Annotated in this window: 17 protein-coding genes; 12 read left to right on the forward strand and 5 right to left on the reverse strand. The window is 60.1% G+C overall.

The genetic code is table 11. The features are described from left to right. Positions 1-15: 15 nt before the first annotated feature. The 6 genes from AB4P92_RS07870 (at position 16) to AB4P92_RS07895 (ending at position 4,306) form a co-directional block, all read left to right on the forward strand. The gene (locus AB4P92_RS07870; RefSeq protein ID WP_042558169.1) at positions 16-612 is read left to right on the forward strand and encodes a septation protein A; all 597 of its coding nucleotides are present in this window, start codon (positions 16-18) and stop codon (positions 610-612) included. Between the two features lies 1 nt (position 613). Continuing rightward, entirely contained in the window at positions 614-913 is a 300-nt protein-coding gene (locus AB4P92_RS07875) for a YciI family protein (RefSeq protein ID WP_016987935.1), read from the forward strand. Positions 914-1,063: 150 nt separating this feature from the next. Continuing rightward, positions 1,064-1,474: a translation initiation factor 2 gene (locus AB4P92_RS07880; protein WP_395599213.1), complete on the forward strand. Its 411-nt coding sequence runs from the start codon at positions 1,064-1,066 to the stop codon at positions 1,472-1,474. 7 nt (positions 1,475-1,481) lie between these two features. Further along, positions 1,482-2,159 (forward strand): response regulator transcription factor, encoded by a 678-nt coding sequence (locus AB4P92_RS07885; protein WP_047300242.1) that lies wholly within the window; start codon positions 1,482-1,484, stop codon positions 2,157-2,159. A gap of 186 nt (positions 2,160-2,345) precedes the next feature. After that, the gene (locus tag AB4P92_RS07890) at positions 2,346-2,795 is read left to right on the forward strand and encodes a Spy/CpxP family protein refolding chaperone (RefSeq protein ID WP_115147842.1); all 450 of its coding nucleotides are present in this window, start codon (positions 2,346-2,348) and stop codon (positions 2,793-2,795) included. A 170-nt stretch (positions 2,796-2,965) separates the two neighbouring features. Next, positions 2,966-4,306 carry an ATP-binding protein gene (locus AB4P92_RS07895; protein WP_395599214.1) on the forward strand — a complete coding sequence of 447 codons (1,341 nt, stop codon included), beginning with the start codon at positions 2,966-2,968 and terminating at the stop codon, positions 4,304-4,306. An 81-nt stretch (positions 4,307-4,387) separates the two neighbouring features. On the opposite strand, the gene AB4P92_RS07900 is transcribed toward AB4P92_RS07895, so the two are convergent. Further along, positions 4,388-4,954, reverse strand: coding sequence for a nitroreductase family protein (locus AB4P92_RS07900; protein ID WP_042558163.1), 567 nt, complete (start codon positions 4,952-4,954; stop codon positions 4,388-4,390). Between the two features lie 121 nt (positions 4,955-5,075). On the opposite strand from AB4P92_RS07900, the gene AB4P92_RS07905 reads away from it, so the two are divergent. After that, a complete protein-coding gene (locus tag AB4P92_RS07905; protein WP_042558162.1) occupies positions 5,076-6,530 on the forward strand; it encodes a TrkH family potassium uptake protein in 1,455 nt (484 codons plus the stop codon). Here the strand turns inward: AB4P92_RS07905 and AB4P92_RS07910 are convergent. Then, positions 6,487-7,548, reverse strand: coding sequence for an AraC family transcriptional regulator (locus AB4P92_RS07910; RefSeq protein WP_395599215.1), 1,062 nt, complete (start codon positions 7,546-7,548; stop codon positions 6,487-6,489). The genes AB4P92_RS07905 and AB4P92_RS07910 overlap by 44 nt on opposite strands. A gap of 164 nt (positions 7,549-7,712) precedes the next feature. Between AB4P92_RS07910 and AB4P92_RS07915 the strand changes: the two genes are divergently transcribed. Together AB4P92_RS07915 and AB4P92_RS07920 are read left to right on the forward strand one after the other, a co-directional pair. Beyond that, positions 7,713-8,024, forward strand: a complete 312-nt coding sequence (locus AB4P92_RS07915; protein WP_047300239.1) for a DUF962 domain-containing protein — start codon at positions 7,713-7,715, stop codon at positions 8,022-8,024. Positions 8,025-8,049: 25 nt separating this feature from the next. Continuing rightward, positions 8,050-8,640 carry an HD domain-containing protein gene (locus tag AB4P92_RS07920; protein WP_395599216.1) on the forward strand — a complete coding sequence of 197 codons (591 nt, stop codon included), beginning with the start codon at positions 8,050-8,052 and terminating at the stop codon, positions 8,638-8,640. 85 nt (positions 8,641-8,725) lie between these two features. Here the strand turns inward: AB4P92_RS07920 and AB4P92_RS07925 are convergent, their stop codons facing one another. Further along, positions 8,726-9,541 (reverse strand): UDP-2,3-diacylglucosamine diphosphatase, encoded by an 816-nt coding sequence (locus AB4P92_RS07925; protein WP_042558159.1) that lies wholly within the window; start codon positions 9,539-9,541, stop codon positions 8,726-8,728. A gap of 134 nt (positions 9,542-9,675) precedes the next feature. On the opposite strand from AB4P92_RS07925, the gene AB4P92_RS07930 reads away from it, so the two are divergent. Together AB4P92_RS07930 and AB4P92_RS07935 are read left to right on the forward strand one after the other, a co-directional pair. After that, positions 9,676-10,440 (forward strand): AraC family transcriptional regulator, encoded by a 765-nt coding sequence (locus AB4P92_RS07930; RefSeq protein ID WP_261736921.1) that lies wholly within the window; start codon positions 9,676-9,678, stop codon positions 10,438-10,440. Between the two features lie 72 nt (positions 10,441-10,512). Next, entirely contained in the window at positions 10,513-11,406 is an 894-nt protein-coding gene (locus AB4P92_RS07935; RefSeq protein WP_047300236.1) for a DMT family transporter, read from the forward strand. On the opposite strand, the gene AB4P92_RS07940 is transcribed toward AB4P92_RS07935, so the two are convergent. Continuing rightward, positions 11,400-11,687, reverse strand: coding sequence for a SelT/SelW/SelH family protein (locus tag AB4P92_RS07940; RefSeq protein WP_047300235.1), 288 nt, complete (start codon positions 11,685-11,687; stop codon positions 11,400-11,402). The two genes, AB4P92_RS07935 and AB4P92_RS07940, sit on opposite strands and share 7 nt — an antisense overlap. Before the next feature lie 71 nt (positions 11,688-11,758). Between AB4P92_RS07940 and AB4P92_RS07945 the strand changes: the two genes are divergently transcribed. Then, on the forward strand, positions 11,759-13,948 hold the full coding sequence (locus AB4P92_RS07945; protein WP_261736920.1) for a patatin-like phospholipase family protein: 2,190 nt from the start codon (positions 11,759-11,761) through the stop codon (positions 13,946-13,948). 168 nt (positions 13,949-14,116) lie between these two features. Here AB4P92_RS07945 and AB4P92_RS07950 read toward each other — a convergent pair whose 3' ends face one another. Continuing rightward, entirely contained in the window at positions 14,117-15,907 is a 1,791-nt protein-coding gene (locus tag AB4P92_RS07950; protein ID WP_395599217.1) for a FimV/HubP family polar landmark protein, read from the reverse strand. Between the last annotated feature and the right edge of the window lie 67 nt (positions 15,908-15,974).

The following is a 15,974-nucleotide window of genomic DNA, read 5'->3' on the forward strand; positions in this document are numbered from 1 at the left end:
CTTCTGGCTCTCACTGTGAAACAATTCATCGATTTCATCCCGCTTTTGCTGTTCTTCATCGTTTACAAACTTGATCCACGGGTCGTCGACATCGCTGGCCATGAAGTGACTGTAGGCGGTATTTACAGCGCCACCGCGATGCTGATCATCAGTTCCCTGGTGGTGTACGGCGCGCTTTTCATCCAACAGCGCAAGCTGGAAAAGAGCCAATGGCTGACCCTGATCGCCTGCCTCGTGTTCGGCAGCCTGACACTGGCGTTCCACAGCGAGACCTTCCTGAAATGGAAAGCCCCTGTGGTCAACTGGCTGTTCGCCGTCGCCTTCATCGGCAGCCACTTCATCGGTGACCGCCTGCTGATCAAACGCATCATGGGCCACGCGCTGACCCTGCCGGATCCGGTGTGGACCCGTCTGAACATCGCCTGGATCGCCTTTTTCCTGTTCTGCGGGGCCGCCAACCTGTTCGTCGCCTTCACCTTCCAGAGCATCTGGGTGGACTTCAAGGTGTTCGGCAGCCTGGGCATGACCGTGCTGTTCCTGGTCGCGCAGGGCGTTTACCTGTCCCGTCACCTGCATGACGCCGATACCACAACACCAAAAACCGAGGACTGACATGCTCTACGCAATCATTGCCACCGACGTCGCCAATTCACTGGAAGCTCGCCTGGCTGCGCGCCCTGCACATCTGGAACGCCTGCAAGCGCTCAAGGGCGAAGGTCGTATCGTATTGGCCGGCCCGCACCCGGCCGTCGACAGCAATGATCCGGGCGCAGCGGGTTTCACCGGCAGCCTGATCGTCGCCGAGTTCGACTCCCTGAGCGCCGCGCAAGCCTGGGCAGATGCCGATCCATACATCGCGGCAGGCGTTTATGCCAACGTGATCGTGAAGCCGTTCAAGCAAGTCCTGCCTTAAAAAGTCCGGTAATGAGGAGATTCATCTCCTCATTACCCGCGACACACCTGTAACACTGAACCTTGTCTGTTCATCACACTCTCAATCGCTCATTATTCTCGTTTGCCTGCCGACAACCTGCCCAATATCCATTTGGAAACAGGTGTCGCGATGCGCAAGGGTCCGTTGTGTCTGATGTTGGTCACGTTGTCGATCATGGCGCCCGCCCATGGTGATGAAACCACCGAAGGCGGCAGCTCCACGCCATTGTCATTAAGTGCCGGCAGCCAGATCACCGAGTTGCAGCAGCGCCTCAAAGTGAGCGAGCAGCAGCGGGAAGAATTGAGCAAACAACTGCAAAATGCCGACAACCAACGTGAAAGCGCTCAGCTCGCCCGGTTGCGCCAAGAGAACCAGCGCCTCAAGCTGCAACTCAAGGAAGCCCAGGCCAGCGCGGTGCCGCGCTTGTTGACCGATCAGCAGCAGTGGTTCGTCACGGGTGCCGGAGTAGCGCTATTGGCGCTGCTCTGCGGTATCTTTGCCAGTGGGGCAAGCCGAAAACGTCGGCAATGGTTAAATTGAGTGAGTCATGAGCGAGCTGTTAATTATTGATGATGACCAGGAGCTGTGTGAGCTCCTGAGCAGTTGGCTAAGCCAGGAAGGCTTCCAGGTACGTGCCTGCCACGATGGCCAGAGCGCCCGCAAGGCCTTGGCCGAAACCGCCCCGGCGGCGGTGGTGCTGGACGTGATGCTGCCCGATGGCAGCGGCCTGGAACTGCTCAAGCAATTGCGCAACGATCACGCCGATCTGCCGGTATTGATGCTATCGGCCCGTGGCGAACCGCTGGACCGGATCCTCGGTCTGGAACTGGGCGCTGACGACTACCTGGCCAAACCGTGTGATCCACGCGAGCTGACCGCACGCCTGCGCGCCGTGCTGCGCCGCAGCCACCCGGCGGCCGTGTCGACGCAGCTTGAGCTGGGCGACCTGAGTTTCAGCCCGGTGCGCGGCGTGGTCAGCATCGACGAGAGAGAACTGACCCTCACCGTTTCCGAAAGCCGTCTGCTCGAAGCCCTGCTCAAGCAGCCCGGCGAGCCGCTGGACAAACAGGAACTGGCGCAACTGGCCCTCGGCCGCAAGCTGACCCTGTACGACCGCAGCCTCGACATGCACGTGAGCAACCTGCGCAAAAAAATCGGCCCGCATCCGGACGGGCGCCCGCGCATCGTTGCCTTGCGTAGCCGCGGTTACTTCTACTGCCTCTGACCTGATCCCCCCTCCAATGGGAGCGCCCCCCTGTAGCAGCCTTCGGCAGCTCACAGGGGTCTGTGTGTAAGGCTTAAGACAAATCGTCTTTACCCAAGCTTTACCTAGCGCTGACCGCCGCTGACCTTGATCTGCGTAATCTGAACTCATCCGGAACGTACCGGGAACGAGACAAGGAGATACACCATGCGCAAGACTCTTATCGCTCTGATGTTCGCTGCCGCTCTGCCAACCGTCGCCATGGCCATGCCGCAAGACGGCGGTCCGATGGGTGGCCCGCTCGACGGCCCACGCCACGGCGGTCAGATGCACGGCATGCACGGCAAAGGCCCGTACAGCCAACTCGACCTGTCCCGCGAACAACGCGAGCAGATCCGCAAGATCATGGGCGAGCAGATGCACGAGCGTAAGCAAGTGGTCGACAAGTACCTGGAAAAACTCTCGCCGGCTGACCAGAAAGCCATGAAGGATGAGATGGCAGCCAACCACAAGAAAGCCGAGGCCGATGTTCGCGCCGTGCTGAAACCGGATCAACAGAAGAAATTCGACGAGATCCAGAAGAAAAAGGCCGAGCGTCGCGCCGAATGGGCTGAGTTCAAGGCGTGGAAAGCGCAACAGCCGCAAAAAGCGCAATAATGTTTTAACCTCAGGCCCGACGGCTAACACCGTCGGGCCTGTTCACATCCGCCCTCTGTAGGAGCTGCGGCACGCTGCGATCTTTTGATTCTGCTTTTGAAAAACAAGATCAGAAGATCGCAGCGTGCCGCAGCTCCTGCAGGGGTTACGCGTTTGATTGAGGATTTTCTGTGCGGTCATTGTTCTGGCGTATTCTCGCAAGCTTCTGGCTGGCCATCGCTCTGGTTGCAGGGCTGTCCATTCTGTTGGGGCACATGCTCAATCAGGACGCGTGGATCCTCAGTCGCCATCCGGGCCTCAACACCCTCGCGGCTGAGTGGACGCAGAGCTACGAAGCACAAGGCGAAGAAGCCGCTCAGGACATCCTCCAACAACGCAAACGCCAGTACCACATCGATGTTCAAGTGCTGAACGAAAGCGGTGACCCGGTGGTGCGCGGCACCTTCCCCCGTCGTGCCGCTGCCTTCGAAGCCCGCCAGAACAACGATGACCGACGCCTGCCATGGCGGCGGCTGACCGATGAGTTCACCAGTGAAAAAACCGGTGACACCTACCTGTTCATCTACCGCATCCCACACCCCGAACTCGACTCCTGGCACCGCGAAAGTCTGCTCTGGCCATTGAGTGCGCTGGGCATTGCGCTGGTGGTACTGACTCTGTTCAGCTTGCTGGTGACCTTCTCCATCACCCGTCCGCTTAGCCGTTTGCGCGGCGCGGTACATGACCTGGGGCAGGCGACTTATCAGCAGAACAGCCTGGCCAAACTGGCCAACCGCCGCGATGAGTTCGGCGTCCTCGCCAACGACTTCAACCGCATGGGTGCACGCCTGCAAAGCCTGATCGGCAGTCAGCGTCAGTTGTTGCGCGACGTATCCCATGAACTGCGTTCACCGCTGGCGCGGCTGCGAATTGCCCTGGCGCTGGCAGAGCGCGCCAACCCTGAAGAACGCGAAAAACTCTGGCCCCGACTGACCCGCGAATGCGATCGCCTGGAAGCGCTGATCAGTGAAATTCTGGTGCTGGCGCGGGTCGATGCCGACAACGCCAGCGCTGAAGACGTGGATTTGAATACGCTGCTGAGCGCCCTGCAAAAGGATGCGCAGTTGGCGTCGCCGGAACAGAACGTGAGTCTGGACGCCGAGCAACAGCTGAATCTGAAGGGCTGGCCGACCATGATCGAGCGCGCCGTGGACAACCTGCTACGCAATGCGCAGCGCTTCAATCCCCAGGGTCAGGCGATTGAAATGCAGGCCTCGCGGCAGGGTGAGCGGATAGTCATCAGTGTTCGCGATCATGGCCCGGGGGTTCAGGCCGAGCACCTGAGTCAGTTGGGCGAGCCGTTTTATCGGGCGCCGGGGCAGACAGCGGCGGGGCATGGTCTGGGCCTGGCGATTGCACGGCGTGCGGCGGAGCGGCACGGCGGAAGTCTGGTGCTGGCGAATCATCCTGACGGCGGGTTTGTTGCCAGTCTGGAATTGCCGCTTGTGCCGGGGGCAGTCGTCCAACTCTAAGAGCCACCCTCATCGGAACGCCGCCCGCCCACCCTCTCCCTTCGGGAGAGGGTGAGGGTGAGGGTGAGGGGCTTTTGATCTTCAGGCCTTACCAGGCCAAGCGCTGACAAACTCCGCCAGATCGACTTTCTCCGCCACCCGCGGCTCTTTCTGCGGTGTGCCGAGGTACAGGAACGCAATCACCTCCTCGCCCTCCACCAGTCCCAAGCCTTTCGCGACATGCTGCGAATAAGCCAGATCGCCGGTACGCCAAACCGCACCAATCCCCTGCGCATACGCCGCCAGCAAAATCCCGTGGGCGGCACACCCGGCGGCCAGCAACTGCTCGGCCTTCGGGTACTTGACGTGTTCCTGCAGTTTCGCGATCACCACAACTACCAGCGGGGCACGCAGCGGGCCGTTGCGCGCCTTGTCGATCATGGCTTCAGTGATTTCGCCTTCCTGCTTCTGCGCAGCTTCAGCCAACAGTTCGCCCATCTGCTCGCGCGCAGCGCCTTCGACGGTCAAAAAACGATACGGCTGCAAGTGCCCGTGATCCGGCGCGCGCAACGCGGCGGCAAACAGGGCTTCGCGCTGCTGCGCGGTAGGGGCCGGTTCGACCAGTCGTGGAACGGAAACACGGTTGAGCAAAGCGTCGAGAGCCTGCATCGGCCACCTCCTGAAAAAAATATGCGGCTATTCTAGCGGTATCTGCCAAAAGGATGCCGGTTTACATGCCCTGCCTCACGGGTAGAATGGCGCCCTTCCCCTATCAGCCCGAGCAGACTTCATGGCGTTGCCGACCTTACGGATCATTGGTTTCATCATCGGCATCTTCCTGATCACTCTGGCAATTGCCATGGTCGTGCCGATGGCCACCCTGGTGATTTTCGACCGCACCGGCGATCTGCCGTCGTTCCTCTGGGCGAGCATGATCACCTTCGTTGCCGGCCTCGCACTGGTGATTCCGGGCCGCCCGGAACACATTCACCTGCGCCCGCGTGACATGTACCTGCTGACCGTCAGCAGTTGGCTGGTGGTGTGTATTTTCGCCGCGCTGCCGTTCCTTTTGACTCAGCACATCAGCTACACCGACTCGTTTTTTGAAAGCATGTCCGGCATTACCGCGACCGGCGCGACCGTGCTTAACGGCCTCGACAGCATGTCCCCCGGGATTCTGATGTGGCGTTCGCTGCTGCACTGGATTGGCGGCATCGGCTTTATCGGCATGGCGGTGGCGATTCTGCCGCTGCTGCGAATTGGTGGCATGCGCCTGTTCCAGACCGAATCGTCGGATCGCTCGGAAAAGGTCATGCCCCGTTCACACATGGTGGCGCGGCTGATCGTGGGGGCGTATGTCGGCATCACCATCCTCGGCAGCCTGGCGTTCTGGTGGGCCGGGATGAGCCTGTTCGACGCGATCAATCATGCGATGTCGGCTATTTCCACGGGTGGATTCTCGACCTCCGACCAATCCCTGGCCAAGTGGACGCAACCGGCTGTGCACTGGGTGGCGATCGTCATCATGATTCTCGGCAGCCTGCCGTTCACCCTGTACGTGGCGACGATGCGCGGTAATCGCCGAGCGTTGATCAAGGATCAGCAGGTGCAGGGCATGCTGGCGATGTTGCTGGTGACCTGGCTGGTGCTCGGCACCTGGTACTGGTGGACGACCCAACTGCATTGGCTGGATGCGCTGCGCCATGTGGCGCTGAACGTGACGTCAGTGCTGACCACCACCGGTTTTGCCCTCGGCGACTACAGCCTGTGGGGCAACTTCTCGTTGATGTTGTTCTTCTATCTGGGTTTTGTCGGCGGCTGCTCCGGGTCGACGGCAGGCGGGATCAAGATCTTCCGCTTCCAGGTCGCCTACATCCTGCTCAAGGCCAACCTTAATCAGCTGATTCACCCCCGTGCGGTGATCAAGCAGAAGTACAACGGTCACCGGCTCGACGAAGAGATCGTGCGCTCGATTCTGACGTTTTCGTTTTTCTTCGCCATCACCATCTGCGTGATCGCCCTGCTCCTGTCGCTGCTGGGCGTGGACTGGATGACCGCGCTGACCGGCGCCGCCAGCACCGTGTCCGGCGTCGGCCCGGGCCTTGGCGAGACCATCGGCCCAGCGGGCAACTTCGCCACCCTGCCGGATGCCGCGAAGTGGATCCTGTCGTTCGGAATGCTGCTCGGCCGACTGGAAATCATTACGGTGTTTGTACTGTGTATACCGGCCTTTTGGCGTCACTGACGGCGTTGAGCGCCTTGGCCAACCGCGCCCGGTAATCACCGGGCGTACTGTCGAACCAGCGACGGAAGGCACGAAAGAAGTTGCTCGGATCGGCAAAGCCCAACAGATAGGCGATTTCCAGCAGGGTCATGCTCGGCTGCGCCAGGTACTGTTCGGCCAGTTCGCGGCGAGTGTCATCGAGCAACTGCTGAAAACTCGTGCCCTCCTCCTGCAGCCTGCGTTGCAACGTGCGTTGCGAGAGGTGCAGAGTCTGCGCCACCGTATCGCGCTTGGGCTCGCCCTGAGGCAATAACCGACAAAGCACCTGCCGCGCCTTGTGGGTCACACGGCTTTCGGAAAACCGCGCCAGATATTCTCCCGCAAAGCGATCGTGCAACAGCGCCATGGCCTCGTTGGCGGTGGGCAGCGGCGCCTCCATGTCAGCGCGTTTGAAGATCAGTGCATCGTAAGGCGCGCTGAACACCAGCGGCGCATGGAAAGCGTGTTTGTAGGGTTGCAGATCAGCCGGCTCATCGCCCTGCAGCAACACTTTGACCGGATGTAGCGTGCGCCCGCTCAGCCAGCCGCACAGGGCGAGCGCACAGGCCAGCGACGCTTCGGCGCTTTGCCGGGTGGGCGGCAGGTGATCGCCGTGCACCGTCAGAATCAGCGCGTAACCTTCATCCAGCAGACGAAAACTCAGGTCGGCGCTTTCGGCGATGATTCGTTGATAGCGCACCAGCCGTTGAAAGCCTTCGACCAGGGTATTACTGGACATCAGCGCGTAACCGGCGACATGAAACGAGGCCGGACGCACCACTTTGCCCATGTTCAGACCGATGGCCGGATTGCCTGACACCTCCACCGCCCGTTGCCAGAGCCGGGTCATGGAGTCTTGCGGGAAACGCGCATCCGGATCATCCAGAGCCGAGTAATCCAGCCCCAGTTGCTTGAACAGAACCCGGCAATCCAGGCCGTCCATCTCCAATGCTTTGACAATCCCCATCGCCCAGCTTGCAGAAGTCGTTCGTTCGCTCATGGCGTTTTTCTTTTGCATGGCGGGTCGACTGTTGCGGCCCGATTTGCGAAGGATACTAAAGTGGCGCCAATTGTCACTGGCCCACCCCCATGATCACTCTAGACTCAAATAAGCTACCCGCAGCACAACTCGTCGCCAGAACAATAACCACAGAGATCGCAGTCGTGGAAAACATCAAGCATTTCAAAAGCTTCGCTGAGTTCTATCCGTATTACCTCAGCGAGCACAACAACAGCACCTGCCGTCGCCTGCATTTCATTGGCACGACCTTGGTTATTTTCATTCTCGCGCTGACCATCGCCAAAGGCGCCTGGCTACTGTTATTGGCCCTGCCGCTGGCGGGCTACAGCTTCGCGTGGGCCGGACATTTCTTCTTTGAAAAGAACCGGCCGGCGACGTTCCAGCATCCGCTCTACAGCCTGCTCGGCGACTTCGTCATGTACCGCGACATGATTCTGGGTCGCGTGGCGTTCTGAAAACAAGCAACAACGAGGATTGCCGATGACCGTCAGTGCCCGCTTCACCCGTATGCAGGATGGCACCCAGGAAGACTGGGCGATCATCGCCGCAGACTTCAGCGCCTATGCCAAGCAGTTGCCATCACGCATCACCACCCACCTGAAATTGCTCGAAGGCGATTTCGGCGGTTTCCCGGTGGATCGCCTGACCCACTCGCTGCAAACCGCCACCCGCGCCTTTCGCGATGGCCGTGACGAGGAATATGTGGTGTGCGCCCTGCTGCACGACATTGGCGATACCTTGGGCTCGTACAACCATCCGGACATTGCGGCGGCGATTCTCAAGCCGTTCGTCAGTGCCGAAAACCTGTGGATGGTCGAGAAACACGGGGTGTTTCAGGGTTACTACTTCTTTCATCATCTGGGAATGGATCGGCATCTGCGCGAGCAGTACAAGGAGCACCCGCAGTTTCAGGCAACTGCCGAGTTTTGCGCCAGATACGATGCAGCGGCGTTTGATCCGGAGTACGACACGCTGCCGTTGAGCTTCTTTGAGCCGATGATGGAGCGCTTGTTTGCCCAGCCGAAGAATTCGATCTACAAGGCGGCGATGGAAGAACACAGCCCGGCCTAAGAACAAAAGATCGCAGCCTTCGGCAGCTCCTACATTGGAATGTGTACCCCTGTAGGAGCTGCCGAAGGCTGCGATCTTTTGCTTTTCAGACGGGTTCGGCAACTTTGGCAGCTTTCAACTCCGCCTCCCGCGCCTGCGCATCCGCCAGCCGATACAACTCGATCGTGCCGTCCCAATGCTCGATCAGCGCGGTGCACGACTCCACCCAATCGCCGCAGTTAAGGTAATCCACGTCGCCAACCTTGCGGATTTCGGCGTGGTGAATGTGCCCGCAAACCACACCGTGCAATTCGCGCTTCACACATTCATGGGCGATGGCTTCTTCGAAGTCACTGATGAAGCTTACGGCCGTCTTCACCTTGTGCTTGAGGTACGCCGACAACGACCAGTAACCGTAGCCATATCGCGCGCGCCAGTGGTTGAGCCAGCGGTTGAGCGTCAGGGTAAATTCGTAGGCCGAGTCGCCGAGAAAGGCCAGCCAGCGGTGATAACGGGTGATCACATCAAACTGGTCACCGTGAATCACCAGCAGATGGCGACCGTCAGCCGTGACGTGCACTGCCTCGTCGACCAACTGGATATTGCCCAGAATCAGCTTCGAGTAACGCCGCAGGAATTCATCGTGGTTGCCGGTGACGTAGATCACTTCGGTGCCGCGCTTGCTCATGGTCAGCAAGCGGCGGATCACGTTGGTGTGAGCCTGCGGCCAATACATGCCGCCGCGCAGTTTCCAGCCGTCGATAATGTCACCGACCAGGTAAATCCTGTCGGTGTGATAGCCCTTGAGAAATTGCGACAAATGCTCGGCCTGGCAATCCCGCGTGCCCAGGTGCACGTCGGAAATCCACAAGGTTCGCACCCGTTGTTTGCGGCTGGGTTTGGCGAGCTCGGCGCTGGTCATGGGCAACCCTCTGGATGTTTTCGCCAGCTTGCGCGCGCCCGGTTAATCGTCCATGACAGCCGCGAGTCAGTCCTGTGACAACGCACTCGGGAGGCGCCGGTGTAGACTGTCGGTCACTTCGGAGACGACCTGCCATGCGACCGATCCTCACCCTGCGTCATTACTCTCACGACCTGATCGTCCACAGCCACGACCACGCGCAACTGGTGTTCGGCTTGTCTGGCGCGCTGGACTTCGAGGTCGAGGGCTGTGGCAGTCAGGTGCGTCAGCAGAGTTTCGTGGTCATTCCAGCCGACGCCCACCACGCCTGTGGCAGTCCACAAGGCAGTCGTTGTCTGGTCATGGACATCCCTGACGAGCAATGGCTGCTCGATTCACTGGGCGAGCACGCCGAAGCCAGCCGCCGCCTACTCGACAAGACCGCCCGGTTATCGCTGGATTCAGGACAAAGCCAGTTGGTCAGTTGGCTGGCGAACAGCCCGGTTGGTGATCCGCTGATTGCGCAGCAAGGCGCGATTTTGCTGCTGGCCAGTCTGAATCATGCGCAACCTGTCGAACTCACCGCCCGGCGCTTGCCTTACGCGGCGCTGGATGCGCACATCGAGCAGCATGCTGCTTATCCGTTGCAAGTCGCTGATCTGGCGCGGATCGCAGGATTATCCAGCGCACGTCTGCACGCGCGCTTCATGGCTGAATGCGGGCAGACGCCGATGGACTACATCCGCAGTCGGCGCCTGCACAAGGCTGTGACCCTGCTGCGTGAGACTGTGCTGCCGATTGGCGAAATCGCCAGTCGGGTCGGCTACAGCTCGCAAAGTGCATTTGCGGCAGCAGTGCTGCGCGAGTTTGGCGCCTCGCCGGGCCAATTGCGGCGCGAGGCTGGCGACAAAGGACAATAGTTTGCCGACAGATTTATGGGCTGCGACACGTTTCAATAGGTCTGTGAATCTGCGTTTGAATTAAGGACTGCAATGACTCCGCGTACCGCCCTCGGCGCCCTGCATATTGGCGCTCTGATGTTTGGCCTGACCGGCGTGTTCGGCAAACTCGCCGCCGCGTCCCCTGCCGTGATTGTCTTTGGACGTGCCGCTTTCGCCGTCATCGCGCTGGCATTTTTTGCCCGATTCGCCAGCCAGCACGGTTGGCAAAAACTCCAGGCCGTGGATTGGCGGCGTCTGCTGCTCAGCGGTGTATTGCTGGCCGGGCACTGGGTGAGTTTTTTCATTTCGGTGAAGGTCGCGGGTGTAGCCATCGCGACGCTTGGCTTTGCCAGTTTCCCGGCGTTCACGGTGATTCTCGAAGGGCTGATCTTTCGCGAGCGCATCCGTGCCAATGAAATTCTGCTGGTGGTGCTGGTGAGCGTCGGTCTGGTGCTGGTGACCCCGGCGTTCGATCTTGGCAGCGGTGCAACCATAGGTTTGCTTTGGTCGGTGTTGTCCGGGCTGCTGTTTTCCCTGTTGTCGCTGACCAATCGCGCCAGCTCCGGGCGAATCCCGGCAGTGCAGGCAGCACTCTGTCAAAACGTCGTGGTGGCTTTGTGTCTGCTGCCAGTGGCGGCGCCACAACTGAGCGAAGTGCGCGCGCTGGACTGGTTGTGGATCGCCCTGCTCGGCGTGTTCTGCACCGGCGTCGCCCACAGTCTGTTCGTTGCCAGTCTGGCAGTGATCAAGGCGCGCACCGCTGCTGTGGTGTTCGCCATGGAACCGGTCTACGGCATCACAATTGCCTGGTTGCTGTTCGATGAAAATCCGACGTTACGCATGCTGCTAGGCGGTGCGCTGATCATCGTCGCCATCGTGGTGTCGGCGCGAATGTCAGGCAGTGCCGACAAAAAAACCGTCGCCGCCGAAGCCGCGTCTCACTGAGTGCGGTCGTTGTGGCCGAGGTCGCGATCAGGATCGATCTGGTCGCGCACCCGCTGCTTCAACACCTTGGCCTCCGGGAAACCGCCATCAACCTTGCGCTCCCAGATCTGCACGCCATCACAAGTGATGTGAAACACCCCGCCCGTGCCCGGTACCAGTGACACTTTGCCGAGGTCGTCGCCGAAGGTGCTGAGCAGTTCCTGCGCCAGCCACGCCGCGCGCAGCAGCCACTGGCATTGGGTGCAATAGGTGATGACAACTTCTGCTTTTGCGACAGTCATGTTCAATGAAACTCCGGAGACAGAGGGCGCCGCTATAATACCCGGCTTTATCGTTTGCCCCGAGACTCACAATGCGCCGTCTGCTGTTCTGCCTGCTGCTTGGTTTTCTTCCTTTGTTCGCGCTTGCCAGCGAAGCGCCGCGACCGAAAGTCGGCCTTGTGCTGTCCGGTGGGGCCGCTCGTGGTCTGGCGCACATCGGCGTACTCAAGGCGCTGGAAGAGCAAGGCGTCAAGATCGATGCGATTGCCGGCACCAGCATGGGTGCGGTGGTTGGCGGCTTGTATGCCTCGGGCTACAAGATCGACGAACTGGAAAAGCTCGCCCTGGAAATCGACTGGCAGCAGGCGCTGTCCGACGCGCCGCCCCGGGAAGACGTGCCGTTCCGGCGCAAACAGGATGACCGCGACTTTCTGGTAAAACAAAAACTCAGCTTTCGCGACGACGGCAGTCTCGGCCTGCCACTGGGCGTGATTCAGGGGCAGAATCTGGCGCTGTTGCTCGAAAGCTTGTTGGCGCACACCAGCGACACCCGGGATTTCGACAAGTTACCGATCCCCTTCCGCGCCGTGGCCACCGACATCGCCAATGGCGAAAAAGTGGTATTCCGCAAGGGCCACCTGCCCCAGGTGATTCGCGCCAGCATGTCGATTCCGGCGGTGTTCGCGCCGGTCGAACTCGACGGCCGCCTGTTGGTGGACGGCGGCATGACCGACAACATTCCGCTGGATGTCGCGCGGCAAATGGGCGTCGACATCGCCATCGTGGTCGACATCGGTACGCCGCTGCGCGGTCGCAAGCAACTTAACACTGTGGTCGATGTGCTCAACCAGTCGATCACCCTGATGACCCGACGCAACTCTGAAGAACAACTGGCCGCGCTGAAAGCCACTGACGTGTTGATACAACCGTCGCTGGCAAGCTTCGGCGTGACTGATTTCGGCCGCGCCCAGGAAATGATCGATGCGGGTTATCGCGCAACCCGAATCCTTGACGCGCGCCTCGCCAGTCTCAAACCTGCCGAGTCCCAGGACGCCGAACTCAACGCCGCCCGAGCGCCGGGTCAACGTACGCCGATCATCACCGCGATCAAGGTCGAGAACGATTCGAAAGTCGACGACGACGTGATCCGCTACTACATTCGCCAACACATCGGCGAACCACTGGATCTGGGTCGATTGCATTCGGACATGGGCACCTTGTACGGCCTCGACTACTTCGAACAGGTGCAGTACCGCGTGGTGCACAAGGGGCAGGATCACACCCTGGTAATCAGTGCCCGCGGCAAACGCAGTGGCACCGATTACCTGAGGGTCGGCCTGAACCTGTCAGACGACATGCGCGGCAGCAGTGCTTTCAACCTCGGTGCCAGTTACCGCAAAAACGGCATCAATCGTCTCGGTGCGGAATGGCTGACGCGTGTGCAGATTGGCGACACACAAGAGCTTTACAGCGAGTTCTATCAGCCGCTGGACGTTGGCTCACGCTACTTCATCGCGCCGTCGGTGGTGTTCGAGGCGCAAAACGTCGATGCGGTGCTCGACAATGATCCGGTCGCCCAGTACCGCGTCGAGCGTTACGGCATGGCCTTGAATGTCGGCCGGCAAATCGGCAACAACGGCGAAGTGCGCTTCGGCGTCGGTGAGGCGTGGGGCAAGGCCGATGTGCGCATTGGCGATCAGGACCTGCCCAGCGAGAATTTCAACGAAGGCTTCTATTCGCTGAAGTATTCCTACGACTCACTGGACAACGTCTACTACCCCCACGAGGGCAAGGACGTCAGCCTGACAGTCCTGCAATTCGAGCCGAGCCTGGGCTCGGATACGCGTTATCGACAGTGGGAGTTCAAATTCGACAAAGCCATGAGCCGCGGACCGGACACATTGATTCTGGGCGGGCGCTATGGCCGTACCCTCGACGACACCAATGTGGTGACGTCGAGCTTCCTGCTCGGTGGCGCGCGCCAGCTGTCGGGCTTTCGCGAGGATGCGATTTCCGGGCAGAACGTCAGTCTGATGCGGGCGGTGTATTACCGCCGTCTGACACCGCGCTCGTATCTGCCGCTGGACTTCCCGCTGTACGCCGGCGGATCGCTGGAACGTGGGCGAGCGTGGAACAACGACAACGAGTTCGACAGCGGTTACATCAATGCGGCGAGTGTGTTTATTGGCTTCGATACGCCGCTGGGGCCGTTGAATTTCAGTTATGGGCTCAATGATGCGAACGAGCAGGCGGTGTATTTGAATCTGGGGCAGACGTTCTGATCAAGGTTCAGGAGTGAGGGTGCCTGGCCGGCCGCCATCGCGGGCAAGCCCGCTCCCACAGGTTGAGCGTCGTTCACTGCATTTTTGTTCGGCATCGATACTTGTGGGAGCGGGCTTGCCCGCGAAGGCGTCATCAAGATCGCCGCAACAGTGACTGAAGCTCTCGAATTATCGGATCCCGGCCAAAAGGGTTCTGGCGGTTTGCTTCAAAGGCTCGTCCCCGTCCTTGAGCAACTCATTGAGCAGCGCAATCGCGCTGTCGATGTCACCGTCATCGATGCAGGTCTGCGCCTGTTCGAGCTTCCCCGCCCCCGCCTCGTCTGGCGCTGACATCTGTAAATCCAATGGCTCCAGTGCCAGCGAGGGCAGCGGATCGGAAAACGCTTCAAGGAAGTCATCGTCCAGCGGCTGTGCCTCAGGCTCCGGAATCCATTCAAGCTCCGCGTCTTCACTGGCCGCGGTCTCTGGCACGTCAAAGTCCTGCGGCAACACTTTCAGGCTGGAAGCGAAGCTGGAGTCGTCTGTTGCTGACTGAGCCAGTGCCGGGCGGCTGTCCTCCAGATCCCAGTTGGAGTTCACCGACAACTCATCCAGATTCAACTCGAAATTGTCCTCAGGCAACACGGGCCCGGCGACTACGACGGGAGCAATGCCAATGGCCGATGGCGTGACTGCCGCCAACGGCGCAGTGCCCAACAGCTTCGGATGCCGAGCGCGGATATCCTGCAAGGCTTGTGCAGCAACTCCCTGTTCACGCAAATGACTTTCCTGCTGTTCGAACGCTGCGCTATCGCCCTGACGCCCTAGCACTTCGAGTAGCTGCAAACCAAGATCGGTGCGTTCCGGCTCTTTGTGCAGCGCGTCGCGCAACAGTCCGGCGGCTTCGCCTAGGCGCCCATAGGCCAGGTAAATCCCCACGGCTTCCAGCACATCACCCGCCGTCGGCTCTTCACGCGGATCGGCCGAGGCGTGCCCCATGACCGGTTCAGTCGCCCCCTGTGAGGAACCGGCGTCATCCCCATCGGGCTCGTTGCTCAACGGTAATAACGGCAAAGGTGCATCGCCCTGCTGCTGTTGCTGGCGTCGACGGAGCACGAGCAACCCGGCCAATGTCACCAGCAACAGCAAGCCACCGAGTAATGGCCAGTTCAAACCGTCCTCTGCGGGCTCGATTGGCGCAGCGGCAGCTGTCGGTGTTGGTGCCGGTGTCACTAATGGCGCTGGCGGTGCCTTTTGCTGCTCGATCAAGCGTGCTTGCAGATCACTGACCTGTTTCCTGCCGTCGGCAATCTGCACATCCTGCGCCTGCAGTTTGGCGTTCAGCTCATCAAGGGACTTTTGCAACTGCTGGTTCTGCAACACGCTGGCTGCCAGTTGTTCGGCCAGTGCATCGTTGGCCGGAGCGGTTGTGGATGAAGGCGCGGCCGGCATGGCGCGTTTGCCCTGGGCCGCCTGTGGTGGCGCGCTCACGGGCTCGACAGTGGGAAATGCTGAGGATTGCGCGCGCGGGTCCGGCTCATCGGTAGCCGGCACGATACCCGGTGAACCCGGCGGATCGATCAGCACCGTGTATTCGCGCAGCAATCGCCCATTGGGCTGATTGAGCTGCACCAGGAAATTCAGAAAGGGTTCGTTGACCGGTTTGCTGGAGGTCACCCGAATCATCTGGCGATTGCCATGCAGGATCGGCGTGAACTTGAGGTCGTTGAGGAAAAACACCCGCTCGACCCCGGCACGGCCAAACTCTTCTGCCGTGGCCAGGCTCACTGACAGGTCGTTCTGCGTCAGTGTCCCGACATCGATCAGCGCAATATCGGCCTTGAGCGGTTGATTGAGGGCTGAGTGAATCGTGATCTCGCCAAGTCCCAAAGCCATCGACAAGGTCGAATAACCGAATGCGCCAGCGACCAATAATCCCTTGGCGTAAACGCGCAGTACCGTGTGCCAACTTGCGAGCATGAGCATCCCTTAAATAAGCAAAACCGACTTCTTATGCGTTCGCACATCCGGTACGAACACGATATTG

It is taken from the genome of Pseudomonas sp. A0308 (assembly GCF_044218815.1).
Taxonomy (GTDB): Bacteria; Pseudomonadota; Gammaproteobacteria; order Pseudomonadales; family Pseudomonadaceae; genus Aquipseudomonas; species Aquipseudomonas iridis.

Coding starts and splice junctions, on each gene's coding strand:
- AB4P92_RS07875 (WP_016987935.1), top strand. CDS start 614: ATGCTCTACGCAATCATTGCCACCGACGTCGCCAATTCACTGGAAGCT.
- AB4P92_RS07880 (WP_395599213.1), top strand. CDS start 1,064: ATGCGCAAGGGTCCGTTGTGTCTGATGTTGGTCACGTTGTCGATCATG.
- AB4P92_RS07885 (WP_047300242.1), top strand. CDS start 1,482: ATGAGCGAGCTGTTAATTATTGATGATGACCAGGAGCTGTGTGAGCTC.
- AB4P92_RS07890 (WP_115147842.1), top strand. CDS start 2,346: ATGCGCAAGACTCTTATCGCTCTGATGTTCGCTGCCGCTCTGCCAACC.
- AB4P92_RS07900 (WP_042558163.1), bottom strand. CDS start 4,954: ATGCAGGCTCTCGACGCTTTGCTCAACCGTGTTTCCGTTCCACGACTG.
- AB4P92_RS07905 (WP_042558162.1), top strand. CDS start 5,076: ATGGCGTTGCCGACCTTACGGATCATTGGTTTCATCATCGGCATCTTC.
- AB4P92_RS07910 (WP_395599215.1), bottom strand. CDS start 7,548: ATGAGCGAACGAACGACTTCTGCAAGCTGGGCGATGGGGATTGTCAAA.
- AB4P92_RS07920 (WP_395599216.1), top strand. CDS start 8,050: ATGACCGTCAGTGCCCGCTTCACCCGTATGCAGGATGGCACCCAGGAA.
- AB4P92_RS07925 (WP_042558159.1), bottom strand. CDS start 9,541: ATGACCAGCGCCGAGCTCGCCAAACCCAGCCGCAAACAACGGGTGCGA.
- AB4P92_RS07930 (WP_261736921.1), top strand. CDS start 9,676: ATGCGACCGATCCTCACCCTGCGTCATTACTCTCACGACCTGATCGTC.
- AB4P92_RS07935 (WP_047300236.1), top strand. CDS start 10,513: ATGACTCCGCGTACCGCCCTCGGCGCCCTGCATATTGGCGCTCTGATG.
- AB4P92_RS07940 (WP_047300235.1), bottom strand. CDS start 11,687: ATGACTGTCGCAAAAGCAGAAGTTGTCATCACCTATTGCACCCAATGC.
- AB4P92_RS07945 (WP_261736920.1), top strand. CDS start 11,759: ATGCGCCGTCTGCTGTTCTGCCTGCTGCTTGGTTTTCTTCCTTTGTTC.
- AB4P92_RS07950 (WP_395599217.1), bottom strand. CDS start 15,907: ATGCTCGCAAGTTGGCACACGGTACTGCGCGTTTACGCCAAGGGATTA.